Source organism: Mesorhizobium sp. 43Arga, assembly GCF_053714255.1.
In genome coordinates this window covers 226,050-244,895 of record NZ_JBSKBO010000001.1, presented here as the reverse complement: position 1 = coordinate 244,895, position 18,846 = coordinate 226,050, and the positions used below count along the sequence as shown (strand labels likewise).

Genomic DNA, 18,846 nt, shown 5'->3' with positions numbered 1-18,846 from the left:
CTCCATTATCTACAATTTTGGCGTGAAGCGGCGCAACCCGCTCTCGGTCAGTATTTCCGGGATGACCACGTCATGGTTCTCATCCGGAACCTGCGCCACCTCCTGGCAGTCGAAGGCGATGCCGATCAGCCGGGGCGTATGCCCCTTGTCGACAAGCTTCGCGATCGCGCGATCATAGTAGCCGGCGCCATAGCCGATGCGGTGGCCGCGCGCGTCGAAGGCGGCGAGCGGCACCAGCATCACCTCGGGGTCGAGCACCTCGGCCTCTTCATGGGGTCCGACCGTGCCGAAGCCCATATCCACCATCGGCGCGCCGCGCACGAGCTCGCGAAAGACGATCGTGGTCTTGTCGAGAATGGCGGGCAGGCAAAGCCTGGCGCCCTGTTCGCGCAAGGCGAACATCAAGGGCCTGACATCGACTTCCGAACGCATCGGCCAGAAGCCGGATACGATCTGGCCGGGCTCGATGGCGAGGTGATCGCGCGCCGTCTCGGCCATCTCCAGCGCCATCTCCACCCGCCAGAACTCGTCGAGCGCGTCGCGGCGTCCAAGCGCCTGGAGCCGCAGCTGTTTTTTCTTGTCTTTGAGAGATGTCATGCGCGGACGATAGAAAAGGCCGGATCGGGATGGCGTTTCGGAAGCGACGTTTTCCACCGCATCATCCACCGCAAAGCATGGATGCGCTGCAAGAAGTGACGATCCACACAACCGGTGGAGAGAGCGATCCCGGGAACCTACAAAGTAGGTGGGCGCCGTGTGAGAAAACCCACGGGTCTTCCCAGGGACAGCTCCCTAAGGATCGTTAAGGCCCCGGGGAAAATGTTCTCCTGCCGGGAAGCACAGACCGTCCCGCCCAATATAGGCCGCTCATCCGTCAAGCGCCAGTGACGCAGGCAGTCCCGGCGGCTTTATTCGCCTCCCGCGCCGACCCTTGCACCAGCCGGGCGGCATCCTTACGGTCATGGAATGAACCAAGGAGCAAAAATGCGTTTCGAAGGCACGGCGGCCTATGTCGCCGACAAGGATCTGATGGTGGCCGTCAACGCGGCGATCGCGCTGGAGCGGCCCTTGCTGGTCAAGGGCGAGCCCGGTACCGGCAAGACCGAGCTTGCCCGCCAGGTAGCGGCGGCTCTCGGCCTCGATCTCATCGAATGGCACGTCAAATCGACGACGCGGGCGCAGCAAGGCCTTTACGAATATGACGCCGTGTCGCGGCTGCGCGACAGCCAGCTCGGCGATGCCAGGTTCAACGACATCAAGAACTACATCAAGCGCGGCAAGCTCTGGGAGGCGTTCGCGGCCGGCAAGAAGGTCGTGCTTTTGATCGACGAGATCGACAAGGCCGACATCGAATTCCCCAACGACCTGCTGCAGGAACTCGACCGGATGGAGTTCTTCGTCTACGAGACCGGCGAGACCATCCGCGCCGTCGTCCGCCCGATCGTCATCATCACCTCCAACAATGAGAAGGAACTGCCGGACGCCTTCCTGCGCCGCTGCTTCTTCCACTACATCCGCTTTCCCGACGTCGACACGCTGCACAGGATCGTCGACGTCCACTATCCCGGCATCAAGCAGAATTTGGTGCGCGCGGCGCTCACCCAGTTCTACGAGATCCGCGAGGTACCGGGCCTGAAGAAGAAGCCGTCGACCTCCGAGGCGCTCGACTGGATCCGCCTGCTGGTCGCCGACGACATCGCGCCCGAGGATTTGCGTGCCGACCCGAAGAACGCATTGCCCAAGCTGCATGGCGCCCTGCTGAAGAACGAACAGGATGTCCATCTGTTCGAACGGCTGGCCTTCATGGCCAGAAGACAGCAATAGGCAGGCAGCAATAGCGCTTTCCCCTTCTGTGGACCGTTGCCGCCGGCCGGACAGGAAGGCAGCTTCGGCCAGAACCCTTCGGAGGAGATGAAATGTCCGAGATTGTTGTCCGCCCGCTCGCGCAGTCCGACCACGCCGACTGGAAGCGTCTGTGGACCGACTATCTAACCTTCTATGAAACCAGGCTGCCAGAAGAGGTCTATGCCGTCACCTGGAAGCGGCTGTTCACAGAGGGTGAATTCGAGCCGAAGGGTTTTATCGCCACGCTCGACGGCAAGGCGGTCGGCCTCACCCACTATCTCTACCACCGCTCAGGCTGGTCGGAGAAAAACAACTGCTATCTGCAGGACCTGTTCGCCGACCCGGACGTGCGCGGCAAGGGCATCGGTGCGGCGCTGATCAATGCCGTGAAGCAGGAGGCGGCAAAGATCGGCGTCAGGAACGTCTACTGGATGACGCACGAGACCAACGCGACGGCGCGCAAGCTCTACGACCACGTGGCGCGCCGCACCGGCTTCATCGAGTATGATCTGCTGTAGATAGAAAATGTTCATCCCCTTCTTCCTCGAACTGAAGGCTGCACGTGTTCCCGTTTCGCTCCGGGAATATCTGTCGCTGCTGGAAGGGCTGGAAGCCGGGCTGGTCGACTATGACGTCGAGGGTTTTTATTACCTGGCCCGTGCCGCTTTGGTGAAGGACGAGCGCCACATCGACCGCTTCGATCAGGTGTTCGCGCATGTCTTCAAGGGCATCGAGGCGCTGGGCGGACCGGATGCGGTCGATGTCGCCGATATTCCCGAGGAATGGCTGCGCCGGCTTGCCGAAAAGCATCTGACCGACGAGGAGAAAAAGCTGGTCGAGGCGCTCGGCGGCTTCGAAAAGCTGATGGAGACGCTGAAGCAGCGGCTCGAGGAACAGAAGGGCCGCCACCAGGGCGGATCGAAATGGATCGGCACCGGCGGCACCTCGCCCTTCGGCGCCTATGGCTACAATCCCGAAGGCGTGCGCATCGGCCAGCACGAAAGCCGCAACCGCCGCGCGGTGAAGGTCTGGGACAAGCGCGAGTTCCGCAATTTCGACGATGCCGTCGAACTCGGCACCCGCAACATCAAGATCGCGCTGAAACGGCTGCGCCGCTGGGTGCGCGAAGGTGCCGAGGAAGAATTCGACCTGCCCGGCACCATCCACGCCACCGCCGAGCATGGCTATCTCGACGTGCGGACGCGGCCCGAGCGGCGCAACGCGGTGAAGCTTTTGATGTTCTTCGATGTCGGCGGCTCGATGGACGACCACATCAAGAGCGTCGAGGAGCTGTTTTCGGCGGCCCGCGCCGAATTCCGCCAGCTCGAATATTTTTACTTCCACAATTGCCTCTATGAGGGTGTCTGGAAGGACAATCGCCGCCGCCATGCCGAGGTGATCCCGACCTTCGATCTCCTCCACAAGTATGGACCGGACTACAAGGTGATCGTCGTCGGCGACGCTTCGATGAGCCCTTACGAGATCGCTCATCCCGGTGGGTCGGTCGAGCACTGGAACCCGGAGGCCGGCGCCGTCTGGCTCGGCCGCCTGCTGCAGCAATGGCCGAACGCGGTATGGCTGAACCCCGAAAGCGAAAAGAATTGGGGCTATACCCATTCCATCGCCATGATCCGCGACATTTTCGGCGGCCGCATGTTCCCGCTGACGCTGGCCGGGCTCGAAAGTGCGACGAGGCAGCTTTCGAGAAAGCATTAGTTAAAGACGTGCGGGACTATCGCTCCAGAGATCACCAATCGTGGACGTTGGCGCTGCCCCCTCACTGTCCTGCCAGCAGGCAGGCCAGCACAGCGCCGACGCCTGGAAGAAGGCCAATGGGGCGAATTCGACTTTGCTGGGCACTGGGCAGGTCTGTAACAAACGCCTATCTTCAGGCGAATATAGCTTGCAACCAATAACGAGCCGCCAAGGCTGAGGAGATCAGATGGACACCCACACCTACCCCGTCACCCGCACCGATGCCGAATGGCGCGCCCGGCTGACGCCGGAGCAATATGCGGTCATGCGCGATCACGGCACCGAGCGGCCGGGCAGCTGCGCCTTGCTCTACGAGAAGCGCGCCGGTACATTTTCCTGCGTCGGCTGCGACCAGCCGCTGTTCGAATCCAAGCTGAAGTTCGAGAGCGGCACCGGCTGGCCGAGTTTCAACGACCCGGTGCCCGGCTCGATCGAGACCACCGTTGATCGCAGCTACGGCATGGTCCGCACCGAGTGCCATTGCTCGCGCTGCGGCAGCCATCTTGGCCACGTCTTCGAGGACGGCCCGCCGCCGACCGGCCTGCGCTACTGCATTAACGGCGTGGCGCTGACATTCGAGCCGGCGGCCTGAACAACATCCTGTAGGCTTTTGGCAAAGGGCGGCTTCGGCCGCTCTTTTTCGTGCTGCGTTCCGCCCGCTCAGACCACAACCGTGGCGATGAGCCAGAGCGCCGAGCCGAGCAGCATCAGCGCGGCCTTGGCGCCCGATTGCTCGGCCGTCCGCCAGACCGCGATGGTGAGGAAGATGTTGTACGGCACCGGTGCGAAATGCACCGCCAGCACGAGCCCGAGCGGCATCCTCAGCCCAAGCAGGATCAGAGCGACTACGGACGAGGCAATGCTGATCCCCGTCCCAACCAGCAGCATGTCGCGCCAGAACAGCCGGTCGATCGGCACCTCACCTTGCCAGCGCGCGTGCAAGAAGCCGGTGTTGCGTTTGGCCCCGTCGGGCGCCCCGCCCGGCGCATCGAGATCGTCCATCGATCGAGCCTTCGCTACTTCAACATGTTCTAAAAAGCCTGCGGATGGCGCTGAAATCTACCGCCAAACCATATATGATCACGGAGCTGGGATCCGTATCGCATTCTGCCATCGGCGCAATATGGAGGGGTTCGAAATGAGCGATCATGTCTACAACGTTCTCTTTCTTTGCAATGCCAACTCCGCCCGCTCGATCATCGGCGAAGCCATCTTGAACCGGATCGGAGCCGGCCGCTTCAGGGCCTATTCCGCCGGTGCGCAACCGAAAGGCAGCGTCAACCCTTTTGCACTTCAGCTGCTGGAAAGCCTGAACTACGACACGTCCTTTGCCCGCTCGAAGAGCTGGGACGAGTTCTCCGGGCCCGACGCGCCGCGGATGAGTTTCGTCTTCACCGTTTGCGACAACACCGCGAATGAGAGCTGCCCTGTCTGGCCCGGTCATCCGATGACGGCACTCTGGGCGGTGCCGGATCCAGCCAAGGTCAGCGGCACCGAGGCCGAACGGCATCTCGCCTTCGCCGACGCCTATCGCATGCTGAACAACCGCATCGCGGTGTTCACCAATCTGCCGATAGGGTCACTCGATCATCTGGCTCTGCAGCAACATCTGGACGACATCGGCAAGGGCGAGCCATTGCCGAACTGAATCCGGGGGCCGCCCGCTCGGACGAAGCCGTCAGGCTTGCGGCAGGGATTCGTTTCCGAGCACCTCGACAACGGCGCCCTCGACGCGCGAGCATTCCGTCACCAGCCAGTCGGTCATGGCGGGCCAGTTGTCCTCGGCAAAGCAGTTGACCCGCCACATCGAATTGATGCCGAGCCCTTCGCAGCTTTGCTCCGGCCTGAGCTTCAGCCTGTCCTCGATCGCCGGCTGGAACGGCTTCAGCCGCGACCAGCTTTGCGTGGCGCCAAACTTCTCGTTGCGGCCGAAAAAGACGCCGACATGGTTCTGCGCCGGCGCGACATACATGGAAATGACCAGGGCGAAATCAGGCAGCCCTCGCTGCCAGAACCAGGGCCCGCGCCGCGCCAGCCGGGCTCTTTCTTCAGGATGCCGCTCAGCGAACAGCGACCAGAAGCCGCGATGGCGGAATTCCGAGGCGCGGCGACCGCCGAAGTCGAATTCGCTCATGGTTCGATGCTCTCTCCAGCATCACACTCGGCCGAGACTGTTTCGAAATTCGCTCTGGCGAGTCAAATGGTGGTGGTTTCGAGAACCGGAGCGGAGCGGACTTTTTTGTCCGTGAGCTCAGTTCTACTGCGCCGCCGCAGTAGAACGGGGAAGCGCAGAAAACGCCATCAGATGGCCGCCGGAGTAGAATTTCCAGACAGTCTCTTACTCCATGCCAAGCGCGGCCATATACAGATCGAGGATGGCATCCTCTTCCTGGCGCTCGGCCTGATCCTTCTTGCGCAGCCGGATGATGGTGCGTATCGCCTTGGTGTCGAACCCCGTGCCCTTGGCCTCGGCGAAGACTTCCTTGATGTCGTCGGCGATCGTCTTCTTCTCTTCTTCGAGCCGCTCGATGCGTTCGATGAGGGCACGCAGCTGGCCGGCGGCAACAGTCTGGCTGGTCTCGGTGATATCGTCGGCCATGTTTTTCTCCAAAAGGGTTCGGCGCCGCGACTCGGCGAAGGACGGCGGCAAATTTGAGCCGGTTCGATGCCCGACCGGCGGCGGCGGGTCAAGCTGTTATCGAACAAGGCATGAGGGCAGCCGACAGAAGCCGACAGCCTGCCCGCTCTTTGCCGGCTCTCAAGCGAAGGCGATCAGCAGATCCTTGGCATCGATCTGGTCGCCGGCCTTGACCAGCACCTCGGCAACGGTGCCGTCGCGCTCGGCATGCAGCGCCGTTTCCATCTTCATCGCCTCGATGGAGAGCAGCACGTCGCCGGCCTTCACCGCCTGGCCGGTGGCGACCGAAAGCGCAGAAACCACGCCCGGCATCGGCGCGCCGACATGCGCCTCGTTGCCAGGCTCTGCCTTGCGGCGCGCCTTGGCGGCGGAAGCGCCATGCGCCCGGTCCGGCACCTTCACGCGCCGCGGCTGGCCGTTGAGCTCGAAGAACACCGTGACCATGCCCTTGTCGTCGACATCGCCGATGGCAAGGCACCGTACCACCAGTGTCTTGCCCTTCTCGATGTCGACGAAAATCTCGTCCTCGGACTTCATGCCGTAGAAATAGGTCGGCGTCGGCAGGACGCTGACCGGGCCATAGGTCTCCTGCGCGCCGGCGAAGTCGGTGAACACCTTCGGATACATCAGCCAGGAGGCGAATTCGTATTCCGTGAGCTTGCGCTCGAGCTTCTCCTCGATCTCCTTGCGGCTGGCCTTGAGATCGGCGGGCTTGAGCAACGAGCCGGGCCGGGCCGTGATCGGCTTGTCGCCTTTGAGCGCCTTCTTCTGCAGCGCCGCCGGCCAACCGCCGGGCGACTGGCCGAGATCGCCACGCAGCATCGAGACGACCGAGTCCGGGAAGGCGATGTCCCTGGCCGGGTTCTCGACATCGGCGACGGTCAGGTCCTGGCTGACCATCATCAGCGCCATGTCGCCGACGACCTTGGATGACGGGGTCACCTTGACGATGTCGCCGAACATCAGATTGACGTCGTGATAGGTCTGCGCCACCTCATGCCAGCGTGTCTCCAGACCGAGCGAGCGCGCCTGCTCCTTGAGGTTGGTGAACTGTCCGCCCGGCATTTCATGCAGGTAGACTTCCGAAGCCGGCCCTTTCAGGTCGCTTTCGAAGGCGGCGTACTGGTTGCGCACCGCTTCCCAATAGAACGAGATCTTGCGGATCCATTGCGGATCGAGGCCCGGGTCGCGCTCGGTGCCCTTCAACGCCTCGACGATCGAGCCCAGGCAAGGCTGCGACGTGTTGCCGGAAAAGGCATCCATCGCCGCGTCGATGGCGTCGACACCGCTCTCAACCGCCGCCAGCACGGTCGCCGCCGACAGGCCAGACGTGTCGTGGGTGTGGAAATGAATCGGCAGGTCGGTCGCTTCGCGCAGCGCCTTGAACAGCACGCGGGCGGCGGCCGGCTTCAACAGGCCAGCCATGTCCTTGACGGCGATGATATGGGCGCCGGCGGCCTGCAATTCGCTGGCCAGGCCGACATAATATTTCAGATCGTACTTGGCCCGCGCCGGATCGAGAATGTCGCCGGTGTAGCACATCGCCGCTTCGATCAGCTTGCCCTCGGCGCCGACCGCGTCCATGGCGACGCGCATGTTCTCGACCCAGTTCAGGCAGTCGAAGACGCGGAACAGATCGATACCGCCGGCAGCCGCCTGCTTGACGAAATGCTGCACGACATTGTCGGGATAATTGGTGTAGCCGACACCGTTGGCACCGCGCAGCAGCATTTGCAGCAACAGATTGGGCGCCGCCTCGCGCACCAGCGACAGCCGCTCCCACGGATCCTCGGTGAGGAAGCGCATGGCGACGTCGAAGGTCGCGCCGCCCCAGCATTCTAGCGACAGAAGCTGCGGCAGGGCGCGCGCATAGGTGCCGGCGATGTTGGCAATGTCATGGGTGCGCATGCGGGTCGCCAGCAGCGACTGGTGGCCGTCGCGCATCGTCGTGTCGGTGACCAGCACTTGCTTCTGCTCGCGCATCCAGCCGGCGAATTTCTCCGGGCCGAGCACGTCCAGCTTCTGCTTGCTGCCGCCCGGCACATTGCCGTTGAGATAGGGCACGACGGGTGCGGCCGCATCGGCCTTCGGCATCGGCCGGCCGCGCGTCTCGGGGTGGCCGTTGACGCTGACATCGGCCAGATAGTTGAGCAGCTTGGTCGCCCGGTCCTGGCGCTTGACCTGCTGGAACAGCTCCGGCGTCGTGTCGATGAACTTGGTCGTATAGGAGTTGTCGGCGAAGCTCGGGTGGTTGATGATCGCTTCGAGGAAGGTAAGGTTGGTGGCGACGCCGCGGATGCGGAATTCGCGCAGCGCCCGGTTCATGCGGGCAATCGTCTCGGCCGGCGTCGGCGCCCACGCCGTCACCTTCTCCAGCAGCGGATCGTAGAAGCGGGTGATGACGGCGCCGGAATAGGCGGTGCCGCCATCCAGCCGGATGCCGAAGCCGGTGGCGCCGCGATAGGCGGTGATGCGGCCATAGTCCGGGATGAAATTGTGCTCGGGATCCTCGGTGGTGATGCGGCACTGCAAGGCATGGCCGTTCAGCCTGATGTCCTGCTGTGCCGGCACGCCCGATTGCGGTGTGCCGATGGCGAAGCCGTCGAGGATGTGAATCTGCGCCTTGACGATGTCGATGCCGGTCACCTGCTCGGTGACGGTATGCTCGACCTGGATGCGCGGGTTGACCTCGATGAAATAGAATTTTCCGCTGTCGGCATCCTGCAGGAACTCCACCGTGCCGGCGCCGATATAGCTGGTCTCGCGCGCGATCTTCAGTGCGTAGCCGCAAAGCTCCTCGCGCTGCGACATTTCGAGATAGGGCGCCGGCGCCCGCTCGACGACCTTCTGGTTGCGGCGCTGGATCGAGCAGTCGCGCTCGAACAGGTGCACGGCATTGCCATGCGTGTCGCCAAGCACCTGCACCTCGACGTGGCGGGCGCGCTCGATCAGCTTTTCGAGATAGACCTCGTCCTTGCCGAAGGCGGCCTTCGCCTCGCGCTTGCCTTCCGTGACCTCGCGGGCGAGATCGGCCTCGGAGCGGATGGCGCGCATGCCGCGCCCGCCCCCGCCCCAGGAGGCCTTGAGCATCACCGGATAGCCGATCTCCTTGGCCAGTTTCTTGACCGCCTCCATATCGTCCGGCAATGGATCGGTGGCGGGAATGACCGGCACGCCGACCTCGATGGCGAGATTGCGCGCCGCGACCTTGTTGCCGAGGCGGCGCATCGTGTCCGGCTTCGGCCCGATGAAGGTTATGCCGGCTTGCGCGCAGGCTTCGGCGAATTCGGGGCTTTCGGACAGAAGTCCGTAGCCGGGGTGGATGGCGTCGGCGCCCGAGAGCCTGGCGACGCGGATCACCTCGTCGATCGACAGATAGCTCTCGATCGGCCCCATATCCTTGATGAGATGCGGACCGCGCCCGACCTGGTAGCTCTCGTCGGCCTTGAAGCGGTGCAGCGAATATTTGTCTTCCTCGGCCCAGATCGCCACGGTTTTGAGGCCCAGTTCGTTGGCCGCGCGAAAGACGCGGATGGCGATTTCTGACCGGTTGGCGACGAGGATCTTCGTGATGGCCAAGGACTGGGCTCCAGCAGCGGAAGGAACGGGAAATCGGTGCAATGATTAGCGTGAAAATGCTGCAGTGCAAACAAAATCAGCGCCGGTTTAAACCGATTTAAATCAATTATCCGGCCAACACTCGCACGCCTTGGCCCCAACGGACGGAACAATGGCGACAATTTCGATCCTGGATGCGATCTCTCCAGGTTGAGAGGAGCCGACAGAGAGGGTCATCGGCCACCGGAACGCGCCAAAGAAAATGCCCGGCGCGTTGCGCCGGGCATCTTGGATTTCAGACCTGCCAGAGCAGCTTATTTCGGGAACCAGGAGTACTTGCCGTCGTCCTTCTTCTTCCACTCGTACATGATGTAGCCCGGCAGCTTCGGGTCGCCCTTGGCGTCATAGGCGAGATCGCCCAGAACGGTCGGGAACGGGCCGCTTTCATGCATCGCCTTGGCAACGGCCTGCGGGTCGTTGGTCTTGGCGGCCGCAGCCGCCTCGGCGACCACCTGCACGGCGGCATAGGCGTAGAGCGTGTAAGCTTCCGGCTCGAAGCCCTGCGCGCGGAACTTCTCGACGAGTTCCTTGTTGGCCGGGATCAGGCGCGGATCGGGACCGAACGTGTTGAGCGTGCCGGCGACGGCGTCGCCCGCGATCGCGGCGAGTTCGTCCGTCACGATGCCGTCACCCGACATCATCGGCGCCTTGAGGCCCTGGTCAGCCGACTGGCGGATGATCAGGCCGGCTTCGGTGTGCAGGCCGCCCCAGTAGATCAGGGTGACGCCGGCTTCCTTCATCTTGGCGATGAGCGCCGAGAAGTCCTTGTCGCCGACATTGACGCCTTCATACATCACTTCCTTGACGCCGGCGGCGTTCATCGCCTTCTTGGTTTCATCGGCGAGGCCCTGGCCATAAGGGGTCTTGTCGTGCACGACGGCGACCTTGGCATCCTTGAAGTTCGCGGCGATGTAGGCGCCGGCGATGCTGCCCTGCTGATCGTCGCGTCCGCAGGTGCGGAACACGTTCCACAGGCCGCGCTCGGTGAACTTCGGGTTGGTCGCGGCCGGCGTGATTTCGACGATGTTGTTTTCGGCGTAGACTTCCGAGGCCGGGATCGAGACGCCCGAGTTGAAGTGGCCGATCACGAACTTGACGCCGTCGCCGACGAACTTGTTGGCGACCGAGATGCCTTGCTTCGGGTCGGAGACGTCGTCGCCGACTTCGAGCTTGATCTGCTCGCCGTTGATGCCGCCTTTGGCATTGATCGCAGCGACCGCCGCCTCTGCGCCCTTCTGCAGCTGTGCGCCGAAGGCCGCATTCGGACCGGTAATTGGACCGGCAACGCCGAACAATACATCAGCCCACGCGTTGCCGCCGAACGCGACCAGCGCGGTCAGGGCGACGGCGGACAATAGTGACTTTTTCATTTAAACGCTCCCATTAACGGAGTGGGCGTGGATGAAGCTTTCATGCGATGCCCACCCTTATCGCAGAAAGCATAGTTTGCCGATTTTCAGGCACTTGTCACGCCGATTCATCCCTGACGCGGCGTTAAGGATGAACGTCAACCTTTCGGTTTCCAGCTCAAAATTGAAGCTCTTTCGTAGAGCCAATTATATTGTGTGACCATCTGGTTGGTCCGTGTGTATTGATAGCCGACGAAGCCCAATATCATCAGCACGATGGTGTCGACGATATAATATTGCAGCGAGAACATCGTGCCGTCGAACAGCGCGTGATGGATGAAGCGGATGCCGATGCCAAGCCCGAGCAGATAGATGAAAAGCTGGATGAAGGAGCGCCATGTCTGGGCGCTGGCCTTGCCGGTCATCCAGGCCGCCCAGCCGCCGAGCAGGCAGGTGACGAAGAAGAACTGCCAGATCGAGGGTTCCTCATAGAGAATGCCCTGCATGATGAAGTCTCCCTAGCACGATCCCGAAAAGTTGCAGACTTTTCGGACAAGGATCATGCGACAAACGAACAAGTTGGAGCGGGATACCGGATGCACATTCCGCTCCAAACTCAGTGATGTCCGCCTTCGAGATAGGCGGCGCGCACTTCCGGATTGGCGAGCAGTTCCTTGCCGGTGCCGCTCATCGTCACATTGCCGTTGACCATGACGTAGCCGCGCGTGGCGAGCTTCAGCGCGCCGAACGCGTTCTGCTCGACCAGGAACACGGTCAGCCCTTGCGTGCGGTTCAGCTCGCGGATGGCGTCGAAGATCTGCTTGACGATCAGCGGCGCCAGGCCCAGCGACGGCTCGTCGAGCAGAAGCAGCTTCGGCCGCGCCATCAGCGCGCGTCCGATCGACAACATCTGCTGCTCGCCGCCCGACAGCGTGCCGCCGCGCTGCGCGATGCGCTCCTTGAGCCTCGGGAACAGCGCGAACACCTTCTCGACGTCCTCGTCATAGTGCTTGAGGTTGTCGAGGCTGGCGCCCATCTGCAGGTTTTCCATCACCGTCATGCGCGGGAAGATGCGCCGGCCTTCGGGCGATTGGGCGATGCGCATGCGCGCGATCTCGTGCGTCGGCAACTGGGTGATGTCGGTGCCGGCGAAGGTGATGGTCCCCGTGCGGGCGCGTGGCGCCCCGAAAATGGTCATCATCAGTGTCGACTTGCCGGCGCCGTTGGCGCCGATCAGCGCCACGATCTCACCCTCCTTGACGGTGACATCGACGCCGTTCAGCGCCCGGATGTTGCCGTAATAGGTCTCCACGCCCTTGATATCGAGCAGCGTTGTCCCGGCCATTATTTACGCCCCCCACGCGGCTTGGCTGTTGAGGATTTTCCGGTCGGCTTGGCCGTGGCCGCCGGCTTTTTGGTGACAGGTTTACTCGCCACGGTAGCCGCACGGGCATCGACCTGTGCCGCCTTGGAGGCGCCCTTCGACACCGTGACGCGCTCGCCTTCGCTGTGTCCGACGGTGTCGGTCACCGGTCCGGCCAGGTATGACGACGATGTTCCCGGGCCATGCGCGGCATCCGGCCCTATGTCGAGCTGCTCGATGACATCCTCGTCGCCGACCTCGGTCAGCACGGTCTCGACCTCCTCGTCGTCGACGCCGAGATAGGCGGCAATGACGCGCGGATCGGTGCGCACCGACTGCGGATTGCCGTCGGAGATCTTGCGGCCATATTCCAGCACCACGACATGGTCGGAAATCTGCATGACCACCGACATGTCGTGCTCGATCAGCAGGATCGAGGTGTCGGTGTTGTTCTTGATGTCCATCAAGAGCTCGTTGAGCGCCGCCGATTCCTTCGGGTTGAGGCCGGCCGCCGGCTCGTCGAGACACAGAAGCTCCGGACCCGTGCACATGGCACGCGCGATCTCGAGGCGCCGCTGCGCGCCATAGGGCAGGTCGCCGGCCGGATCATCGGCGCGATCGACGAGATCGGCCTTTTCCAGCCAATGCCTGGCCAGTTCCATCGACTCGGCTGAGGCCTTGCGGTAACCGCTGAAGCCGAACAGGCCAAGCACCGTATAGCCCGATGCCTTCATCAGCTTGTTGTGCTGGGCAACCAGAAGGTTCTCCAACAGCGTCATGCCCGAGAACAGGCGGATGTTCTGGAAGGTGCGCGCCACCTTGGCGCGCGCCGGGATCTCATGGTTGGGCAGCCGTTCCAGCAGGTAGCTGGAACCATCGGCCCGGTTGAGCGTGATCATGCCTTCGGAGGGCTTGTAGAAGCCGGTGATGCAGTTGAACACGGTGGTCTTGCCGGCGCCGTTAGGCCCGATCAGCGCCGTGATCTCGCCGCGTCTGGCGGTGAAGGACAGGTCGCCGATGGCGACCAGGCCGCCGAACTTCATCGACAGATGTTCGACCTGCAGGATGGCGTCGTTCATTTGCGTGGTCGCATTCATCAGCCGTGGCCCTCCTTGGTGAAGGAGCTTGAGACAGCCCTTCGCTCCTTGAGGAAGGCGGTGGGTTCACGACTGCCGACGAAGCCGCGCGGCTTCCACAGCATGACGATGACCATGGCCATGCCGAACAGAAGCATGCGGTAGAGTTCGGGAGTGAAGTCCGGCCCGAAGATCTGCTTGAGGAAGTCGAGTTCGCGCAGCGCCTCGGTGCCGCCGATCATCACCATCGCGGCAACCGCGATGCCGACCAGCGAGCCCATGCCGCCGAGAACGACGATGGCAAGGATGATGGCCGATTCCAGGAAAACGAAGGATTCCGGGCTGACGAAGCCTTGCCGCGCGGCGAAGAACGAGCCGGCGAAGCCACCGAACATGGCGCCGGTGGCGAAGGCGGTCAGCTTGGTGGTGGTGGTGTTGATGCCGAGCGAGCGGCAGGCGATCTCGTCCTCACGCAAGGCTTCCCAGGCGCGGCCGACCGGCAGACGGCGCAGCCTGATGGTGACGAACGCGGTAAGCAGGCACAGGCCCAGGATCAGATAGTAGAGGAAGATCTTGTAGTAGGCGCTCGAGGTCGCGAGATGGAGAACCTTGGCGATGTAGTTGGGGTCCGACACGTTGAAGGTCATCAGGCCGAAGAAGGAAACCTTGGGAATGCCGGAGATACCGGCCGACCCGTTGGTGACCTCGCGCCAGTTGATCAGCACCAGGCGGATGATCTCGCCGAAGGCGAGCGTCACGATCGCCAGATAATCGCCGCGCAGGCGCAGCACGGGGAAGCCGAGCAACACCCCCCACAGGGCGGCCATACAGCCCGCGGCCGGCAGCAGGATCCAGAACGACAGGCCGTAGTGTGTTGCGAGAAGCGCATAGGCATAGGCGCCAAGTGCATAAAAGGCGACGTAGCCGAGGTCGAGCAGGCCGGCGAGGCCAACGACGATGTTCAGTCCCCAGGCCAGCATCACGTAGATCAGGATCTGGATGCCGAAATTATCGACCCATTTCAGCGAGCCCTGCAGCCCTCCAGCAATCGACCAGGCATTGAGCGACAGCACCGCGACCACGAGGATCGGGTACAGCACCAGCGCCGTGATGCCCAATTTGGTGAAGTTGGCATGGATGAAGGCGCGGAAGTAATAGATCGCGCAAGCCAGCAGATAGATGACCGCCAGGGCGCGCAGGAATTGCAGATAGCCGGCCGGCTCTGCTCCCACCCATCCGGCGAGGGAGCCATTGAACACGAACAGCACCACCGCCGCGACGACAGCCACGATGAACGCCGGCAGCGTGAAGAACCGTGACCCCACGCTGGCCGGCAACAGACCGGTGGCGACGTTGGTGATCTTTTGGTTGGCCATGAAGGGCTGGCCATAGGCGACATAGAGGAAACGACCGACGGCGGTGGCGATCACCACGGCGGCGAGCAGGCCCCAACGCTGAGTCAGGACCAGTTCATTGGACATGTTCTGACCGGTCTTCAGCCCGATGAACAATACGAACAGGCCAAGCGCGATTGCGCCGGCATAGAACGCTTCCTTGAGCGCGCGTTGAGTGGGGGTGGCGACGCTGTCGCTCTCACGAGATACGGTCACGGCCATGATCTCAGACCTTTTCGACTTCTGGCCGGCCCAATATGCCGGAAGGCAGGAAGATCAGCACGATCGCCAGGATCGAGAACGCCGCGACGTCCTTGTAGTCGATCGAGAAATAGGCCGACCACATGCTCTCGATGAAGCCGATCAGCAGCCCGCCGAGCACGGCGCCCGGCAACGAACCGATGCCGCCAAGCACCGCCGCGGTGAATGCCTTCACACCCGGCACAAAACCGTCGGAGAAAGCCACCACGCCATAGTACATCAGGAACAGCGTGCCGGCGACGGCGGCAAGCGAGGCACCCATGATGAAGGTGATCGAGATGGTGCGGTCGACGTCGACGCCAAGCAGTGCGGCCATCTTGCGGTCCTGTTCGCAGGCGCGTTGCGCCCGGCCAAGCGAGGTCCTGTTGACCAGGTACCAAAACACCACCAGCAGCAGCGCGGTGACGATGACGATGATGATCTGCTTCAGCGACACGCTGACGCCATTGAGGTTGTAGACTTGGCTGACCATCGGCGGGATCGGCTTGTTGCGCGGACCTTGCGTCACCTGGACGAAGTTCGACAGCGCGATCGACATGCCGATGGCGGTAATCAGCGGCGCCAGCCGGAACGAACCGCGCAGCGGCCGGTAGGCCACCTTCTCGATCGTCCAGTTGTAGAGACTGGTGAGCAGCATCGCCACGATCATCATGACCAGCAGCGCGATGACCACGGGCACCGAATAGAACAGCGCGCCGAGGATGAGGAAGACGATCAGCGCCGTGAAGGCGCCCACCATGAAAATGTCGCCATGGGCGAAGTTGATCATGCCAATGATGCCGTAGACCATCGTGTAGCCGATTGCGATCAGCCCATAGATCGATCCCAGCGTCAGCCCGTTGATAAGCTGCTGGACAAAATACTGCATGTGTACGTGGCTCCCCTGGAATGTCGCCCATGCAGACGCATTCCTTTTCGTATTTCCCCTAGTCGTAAAGTTTCGAGCCCGGATTGCAACGTGATTTTTTTTGACCGCCCCGCGTGTTTCCGATTCACGTCGTTCCGACCGCCCGCTTTCTGCACCCGACCCCTGGACTATCGCGGACCCTATCATTGGCATAACGCAATGTCTTTGACGATTCGGCTGCATCATGCGCCCCGCTTCGAAGAAATCACCGTCAAAATTAGGTGATAAGAAGAATCGTTGCGTTCCTGACAGGGTTCGTCTTTTCGTCACACTCCTTCCGCAGGGTCAGGATTCTCCTCACTTGACCACGAAACCATGCGCGAACGGATCGCGGTCGTCGATGAAGATCGTGTTCAGTCCGGTCATCCGCGCCCAGCCGCCGATCGAGGGAATGATCGCCGGTTTGCCCGCCACGGCGACCTGCTTTTCGACCTTGCCCTTGAACAGCGAACCGATGATCGATTCATGCACGAAGGCATCGCCTGCCTTGAGCTTGCCCTTGGCATGGAGCTGCGCCATGCGCGCCGAGGTGCCGGTGCCGCATGGCGAGCGGTCGATCGCCTTGTCACCGTAGAACACGGCATTGCGGGCGTCGGCGCCTTCGACCGTCGGCTTGCCGGTCCACAGCATGTGCGACAGCCTGTTGATGCCGGGGTTTTCCGGATGCACGAAGGAATACTTCTCGTTGAGCCGCTGCCGCACCACCGGGCTCCAGGCGATGAGGTCGCCGGCGGAATAGTCCGCCATGTCGCGGTAGTTCTTCTGCGGCTCGACGATGGCGTAGAAATTGCCGCCATAGGCGACATCGACGGTGATCTCGCCGAGCCCCGGACATTCGACCGTCAGGCCTTCGGCATGGAGGAAAGACGGCACGTTGGTGATGCGCACCTCCTCGACATATTCGCCAACCTGTTTGAATTCGGCGATGACCAGCCCGGCCGGCGTGTCGAGCCTCAGCACACCGGGCGTCCTCGGCTTGACCAGCCCGTGTTCGATGGCCATCGTCACCGTGCCGATGGTGCCGTGGCCGCACATCGGCAGGCAGCCGGAGGTTTCGATGAACAGGATGGCGATGTCGCAATCCTCGCGCGTCGGCCGATAGAGGATCGAACCCGACATCACGTCATGGCCACGCGGCTCGAACATCAGCCCGGTGCGGATCCAGTCATACTCGGCGAGGAAATGCGCGCGCCGTTCCATCATCGTCGACCCCTCGAGCAGCGGGCCGCCGCCGGCGACCAGCCGTACTGGATTGCCGCATGTGTGGCCGTCGATGCAGAAGAAGGATTTCTTGGCCATGTCGTTCCTCGAAAAATTCAAAACCGTTGTGGACTGAAGGGGGCGAGGTCAACAGACGCAACCTGCCCCAGGATGATTTCCCGGATCAACCGTCCCGTCGCCGCGGCCTGGGTCAGGCCGAGATGGCCGTGGCCGAAAGCATAGACCACCGGCCGGCTTCTCGAAGCCTTGCCGATGACAGGCACCGAATCCGGCAGCGAGGGCCGGAACCCCATCCATTCGCGCCCGCCCGAGGGATTGAGCCCGGGCAGGAATTGCTGCGCCTTCCGCAACAGCGCCTTCGACCTGGCAAAATTGGGCGGTCGCTCGATGCCGCCGAGCTCGACGGCGCCGCCGACGCGCAGACCCGTCTCGAGCGGCGTGATGACGAAGCCATGGCCGGAGAAGATCAGCTGCCGCTTCACGTCGAAGGCGCTCCCGGGCAGCGTCGTGTTGTAGCCGCGCTCGGTCTCCAGCGGAATGCGGTCGCCAAGCTGCCGCGCCAGGAGGTGCGACCAGGCGCCGGCGGCGATGATGAGGTGCCTTGCCTGCCTGTTCGTGCCGTCGGCAAGCGTCAGCGTCGCGCCATCCTGGTCCGCCGCGACCCGGTCGATTCCGGCCATTTCGAAGCGGGCGCCTTTGGCCTCGGCATAAGCCCACACCGCCTTGCCGAGCAGCTTTGGATCGGCGACCGTCTTCCAGCCCGGCACGAAGGTGCCCTTGATGAAGCGCGGGGAGAGGCCTGGCTGCAATTCCGCCAGGCCGCCGCCCTCGACATGGCGAAAGCCGATGCCGAAACGCTCGCGCGCGGCCCAGCCGGACAGCGAGGCGCGGAACTCGGCTTCGCACTCGTAGAGCTCCAGCGAGCCATCCTCGCGCAGCATCGGCCGCGTGCCGGAGCGATCGAGCAGGTCCATCCATTCCGCCTCGGCGAGCTTCATCATGCCGGCTTGGGCGGCGAGGCTCGCTTCGTATTTCGCTGGCGCGCCGGCGCGCCAGAAGCGGATCAGCCAAGGCAGCAGCCGCGGCAGGTAGGCCGGCGGAATGCTGAGCGGGCCGAGCGGATCGGCCAGCCATTTCGGCAGGTGCTTGATCATGCCCTTGTGCGCCAGCGGCAGCACGTCCGAGAAGGCGAAGGCCGCCGCATTGCCGGAGCTCGTCTCCTCGCAGATGCCGGTGCGGTCGAAGATTGTTACGCTGCGCCCCGCCTCCGCAAGGAAGGCAGCGGCACAGATGCCGATAATGCCGCCGCCGACAATGGCGATATTTTTTCTTTCTCCCCATTCACGGGGAGAAAGTGCCCCAGCGGCGGAGCGCTGCTCCTGTTCCGGGGATTTGGAATTTCCTGGCACGTCGGTGCTG

At 62.8% G+C, this 18,846-nt stretch carries 17 protein-coding genes, 1 other RNA gene and 1 pseudogene; 5 read left to right on the top strand and 14 right to left on the bottom strand.

Annotated features, from left to right (window positions below; all coding sequences use genetic code 11):
- Positions 1-9: 9 nt before the first annotated feature.
- Both ACWGS8_RS01130 and ssrS read right to left on the bottom strand, forming a co-directional pair.
- Positions 10-597 carry a 5-formyltetrahydrofolate cyclo-ligase gene (locus ACWGS8_RS01130; protein WP_454579222.1) on the bottom strand — a complete coding sequence of 196 codons (588 nt, stop codon included), beginning with the start codon at positions 595-597 and terminating at the stop codon, positions 10-12.
- Positions 598-693: 96 nt separating this feature from the next.
- Positions 694-849, bottom strand: a non-coding RNA gene (ssrS, locus tag ACWGS8_RS01125) — 6S RNA.
- A 135-nt stretch (positions 850-984) separates the two neighbouring features.
- On the opposite strand from ssrS, the gene ACWGS8_RS01120 reads away from it, so the two are divergent.
- From ACWGS8_RS01120 to msrB, 4 genes are all read left to right on the top strand, one after another.
- Positions 985-1,824 (top strand): AAA family ATPase, encoded by an 840-nt coding sequence (locus tag ACWGS8_RS01120; RefSeq protein ID WP_454579221.1) that lies wholly within the window; start codon positions 985-987, stop codon positions 1,822-1,824.
- A gap of 92 nt (positions 1,825-1,916) precedes the next feature.
- Entirely contained in the window at positions 1,917-2,363 is a 447-nt protein-coding gene (locus ACWGS8_RS01115) for an N-acetyltransferase family protein (protein ID WP_454579220.1), read from the top strand.
- Positions 2,364-2,370: 7 nt separating this feature from the next.
- On the top strand, positions 2,371-3,561 hold the full coding sequence (locus tag ACWGS8_RS01110) for a vWA domain-containing protein (RefSeq protein ID WP_454579219.1): 1,191 nt from the start codon (positions 2,371-2,373) through the stop codon (positions 3,559-3,561).
- 226 nt (positions 3,562-3,787) lie between these two features.
- Positions 3,788-4,192: a peptide-methionine (R)-S-oxide reductase MsrB gene (msrB, locus tag ACWGS8_RS01105; protein ID WP_454579218.1), complete on the top strand. Its 405-nt coding sequence runs from the start codon at positions 3,788-3,790 to the stop codon at positions 4,190-4,192.
- Between the two features lie 68 nt (positions 4,193-4,260).
- Here msrB and ACWGS8_RS01100 read toward each other — a convergent pair whose 3' ends face one another.
- Positions 4,261-4,602 carry a hypothetical protein gene (locus tag ACWGS8_RS01100; protein WP_454579217.1) on the bottom strand — a complete coding sequence of 114 codons (342 nt, stop codon included), beginning with the start codon at positions 4,600-4,602 and terminating at the stop codon, positions 4,261-4,263.
- Between the two features lie 136 nt (positions 4,603-4,738).
- On the opposite strand from ACWGS8_RS01100, the gene ACWGS8_RS01095 reads away from it, so the two are divergent.
- Positions 4,739-5,248, top strand: coding sequence for an arsenate reductase ArsC (locus ACWGS8_RS01095; protein ID WP_454579216.1), 510 nt, complete (start codon positions 4,739-4,741; stop codon positions 5,246-5,248).
- A 30-nt stretch (positions 5,249-5,278) separates the two neighbouring features.
- Here the strand turns inward: ACWGS8_RS01095 and ACWGS8_RS01090 are convergent, their stop codons facing one another.
- From ACWGS8_RS01090 to ACWGS8_RS01040, 11 genes and pseudogenes are all read right to left on the bottom strand, one after another.
- Positions 5,279-5,734 (bottom strand): hypothetical protein, encoded by a 456-nt coding sequence (locus ACWGS8_RS01090; protein ID WP_454579215.1) that lies wholly within the window; start codon positions 5,732-5,734, stop codon positions 5,279-5,281.
- Between the two features lie 204 nt (positions 5,735-5,938).
- Positions 5,939-6,199 (bottom strand): DUF2312 domain-containing protein, encoded by a 261-nt coding sequence (locus ACWGS8_RS01085; protein ID WP_027053014.1) that lies wholly within the window; start codon positions 6,197-6,199, stop codon positions 5,939-5,941.
- A 159-nt stretch (positions 6,200-6,358) separates the two neighbouring features.
- Positions 6,359-9,817, bottom strand: coding sequence for a pyruvate carboxylase (gene pyc / locus ACWGS8_RS01080; RefSeq protein WP_454579214.1), 3,459 nt, complete (start codon positions 9,815-9,817; stop codon positions 6,359-6,361).
- A gap of 293 nt (positions 9,818-10,110) precedes the next feature.
- Positions 10,111-11,226 carry a branched-chain amino acid ABC transporter substrate-binding protein gene (locus ACWGS8_RS01075; RefSeq protein WP_454579213.1) on the bottom strand — a complete coding sequence of 372 codons (1,116 nt, stop codon included), beginning with the start codon at positions 11,224-11,226 and terminating at the stop codon, positions 10,111-10,113.
- Between the two features lie 137 nt (positions 11,227-11,363).
- Positions 11,364-11,711 (bottom strand): DUF6867 family protein, encoded by a 348-nt coding sequence (locus ACWGS8_RS01070; RefSeq protein ID WP_454579212.1) that lies wholly within the window; start codon positions 11,709-11,711, stop codon positions 11,364-11,366.
- A 110-nt stretch (positions 11,712-11,821) separates the two neighbouring features.
- Positions 11,822-12,550 (bottom strand): ABC transporter ATP-binding protein, encoded by a 729-nt coding sequence (locus ACWGS8_RS01065; protein ID WP_454579211.1) that lies wholly within the window; start codon positions 12,548-12,550, stop codon positions 11,822-11,824.
- Positions 12,551-12,561: 11 nt separating this feature from the next.
- Positions 12,562-13,665 (bottom strand): annotated as a pseudogene (locus tag ACWGS8_RS01060) (ABC transporter ATP-binding protein); the annotation flags it as partial.
- On the bottom strand, positions 13,665-15,176 hold the full coding sequence (gene livM, locus ACWGS8_RS01055; RefSeq protein WP_454580104.1) for a high-affinity branched-chain amino acid ABC transporter permease LivM: 1,512 nt from the start codon (positions 15,174-15,176) through the stop codon (positions 13,665-13,667). The pseudogene ACWGS8_RS01060 and the gene livM, both read right to left, overlap by 1 nt.
- Positions 15,177-15,264: 88 nt before the next feature.
- A complete protein-coding gene (locus tag ACWGS8_RS01050) occupies positions 15,265-16,167 on the bottom strand; it encodes a branched-chain amino acid ABC transporter permease (RefSeq protein WP_454579210.1) in 903 nt (300 codons plus the stop codon).
- Between the two features lie 336 nt (positions 16,168-16,503).
- Positions 16,504-17,505, bottom strand: coding sequence for a 4-hydroxyproline epimerase (locus tag ACWGS8_RS01045; protein ID WP_454579209.1), 1,002 nt, complete (start codon positions 17,503-17,505; stop codon positions 16,504-16,506).
- Between the two features lie 17 nt (positions 17,506-17,522).
- Complete coding sequence (locus ACWGS8_RS01040) at positions 17,523-18,836, bottom strand: NAD(P)/FAD-dependent oxidoreductase (protein ID WP_454579208.1); 1,314 nt, start codon at positions 18,834-18,836, stop codon at positions 17,523-17,525.
- Positions 18,837-18,846: the final 10 nt, after the last annotated feature.

What these genes read in the sequence shown, in the direction of transcription:
- ACWGS8_RS01130 (WP_454579222.1), bottom strand. Translation starts at nt 597, where the DNA reads ATGACATCTCTCAAAGACAAGAAAAAACAGCTGCGGCTCCAGGCGCTT.
- ACWGS8_RS01120 (WP_454579221.1), top strand. Translation starts at nt 985, where the DNA reads ATGCGTTTCGAAGGCACGGCGGCCTATGTCGCCGACAAGGATCTGATG.
- ACWGS8_RS01115 (WP_454579220.1), top strand. Translation starts at nt 1,917, where the DNA reads ATGTCCGAGATTGTTGTCCGCCCGCTCGCGCAGTCCGACCACGCCGAC.
- ACWGS8_RS01110 (WP_454579219.1), top strand. Translation starts at nt 2,371, where the DNA reads ATGTTCATCCCCTTCTTCCTCGAACTGAAGGCTGCACGTGTTCCCGTT.
- msrB (WP_454579218.1), top strand. Translation starts at nt 3,788, where the DNA reads ATGGACACCCACACCTACCCCGTCACCCGCACCGATGCCGAATGGCGC.
- ACWGS8_RS01100 (WP_454579217.1), bottom strand. Translation starts at nt 4,602, where the DNA reads ATGGACGATCTCGATGCGCCGGGCGGGGCGCCCGACGGGGCCAAACGC.
- ACWGS8_RS01095 (WP_454579216.1), top strand. Translation starts at nt 4,739, where the DNA reads ATGAGCGATCATGTCTACAACGTTCTCTTTCTTTGCAATGCCAACTCC.
- ACWGS8_RS01090 (WP_454579215.1), bottom strand. Translation starts at nt 5,734, where the DNA reads ATGAGCGAATTCGACTTCGGCGGTCGCCGCGCCTCGGAATTCCGCCAT.
- ACWGS8_RS01085 (WP_027053014.1), bottom strand. Translation starts at nt 6,199, where the DNA reads ATGGCCGACGATATCACCGAGACCAGCCAGACTGTTGCCGCCGGCCAG.
- ACWGS8_RS01075 (WP_454579213.1), bottom strand. Translation starts at nt 11,226, where the DNA reads ATGAAAAAGTCACTATTGTCCGCCGTCGCCCTGACCGCGCTGGTCGCG.
- ACWGS8_RS01070 (WP_454579212.1), bottom strand. Translation starts at nt 11,711, where the DNA reads ATGCAGGGCATTCTCTATGAGGAACCCTCGATCTGGCAGTTCTTCTTC.
- ACWGS8_RS01065 (WP_454579211.1), bottom strand. Translation starts at nt 12,550, where the DNA reads ATGGCCGGGACAACGCTGCTCGATATCAAGGGCGTGGAGACCTATTAC.
- ACWGS8_RS01050 (WP_454579210.1), bottom strand. Translation starts at nt 16,167, where the DNA reads ATGCAGTATTTTGTCCAGCAGCTTATCAACGGGCTGACGCTGGGATCG.
- ACWGS8_RS01045 (WP_454579209.1), bottom strand. Translation starts at nt 17,505, where the DNA reads ATGGCCAAGAAATCCTTCTTCTGCATCGACGGCCACACATGCGGCAAT.